The following is a 1,336-nucleotide window of genomic DNA, read 5'->3' on the forward strand; positions in this document are numbered from 1 at the left end:
GAAAATGCCCCTGAAGTGCTGCTCTGGCGACTGACTGGCGAACAACGTACGGATATCACCTTAGCCAGCCGTACACTGTGTCTGGACGTGCGCAAAGGTGAATGGTCAGCGAAAGCAGCAGCATTGTTACATATCCCCTGTTCGGCATTTGCGCCATTAGTGCAACCAGGTGAACACGCCGGATGGGTCAGCAAGTCACTCTGCAAAACGCTGGGATTCACACAACCGGTCAGCGTGACGCTGGCCGGACATGACCATATGGTGGGCGCGCGGGCATTGCAGATGATGCCGGGCGATATCCTTAACTCGACGGGGACCACTGAAGGGATTCTGCAACTGGATACACAACCGACACTGGATGAACAGGCCAAACGTGACAAGCTGGCAAACAGCTGTTATTCGCTCGCCAACCAGTTCACCCTGTTTGCGTCTCTGCCCGTGAGCGGTTTCGCTCTGGAGTGGCTGCGTAACACGTTCCGGCTAACTGATGAGGAGATCGCCGCGTCACTCACTCGCGGACATGCGGATTATCTGGCGGGAAATTGGTTGCTCGATGACATTCCCGTCTTTATTCCGCATCTTCGCGGTTCAGGTTCGCCCTATAAAAATCGCCATACCCGAGGATTATTTTATGGACTTGGTGATACGTTAAATATCGATATGTTAATTGCCAGTATTTCACTGGGATTAACCATGGAATTTGCCAACTGCTTTGCCTGTTTTAATGTGCCTGGCACCAGTACGTTAAAAGTGATTGGTCCGGCGACCCATAATCCTCTTTGGCTGCAATTAAAGGCAGATATTTTACAGCGTCCGGTTGAAGCAATTGCATTTAACGAGGCAGTTTCTGTCGGAGCCTTATTAACCGCAACACCAGATATACCACCGCCGCAAGTCACCATAGCCCAACGTTTGTTACCGAATCGGGCGAGATACCATCAATTACAGCGTTATCAGCACAAATGGAAAACCTGGTATCAGTTGAAATTACAACAAGAAGGCATGATGCCATTACATCATCGGGAGGAGCACTATGTTGAGTAAGACCGTGGTGGTCAAAAACAGCACTGGCCTGCATGCACGTCCGGCGGCCTGTCTGGCGAAAGCCGCCAAAAAATATAGCTGTAAAGTGACGCTGCACTATGAAGACAATGATATTAATGCCACCAGCATGATGAATATTATGCGCGCAGGAATAAAAGGCGGAAAAATGGTGGAAATACGCTGCGACGGTGATGATGAAAACGAGGCAATACAGACTCTCACCGCCTTATTTCGCGACCGCATTCAGGAAAAACGGGTATTAGCGGGCGCGTTTAATACCACCAATCTGGGG

At 50.1% G+C, this 1,336-nt stretch carries 2 protein-coding genes; both read left to right on the forward strand.

The window, feature by feature from the left end; translation table 11 throughout:
* A partial coding sequence (locus EA14781_RS22160; protein ID WP_042336386.1) for an FGGY-family carbohydrate kinase occupies window positions 1-1,044 on the forward strand: 1,044 nt, incomplete at its 5' end.
* The coding region (locus tag EA14781_RS22165) for an HPr family phosphocarrier protein (protein ID WP_000949586.1) at window positions 1,034-1,336 on the forward strand (303 nt) is incomplete at its 3' end. The genes EA14781_RS22160 and EA14781_RS22165, both read left to right, overlap by 11 nt.

This window comes from Escherichia albertii NBRC 107761 = DSM 17582 (assembly GCF_000759775.1).
Lineage (GTDB): Bacteria > Pseudomonadota > Gammaproteobacteria > Enterobacterales > Enterobacteriaceae > Escherichia > Escherichia albertii.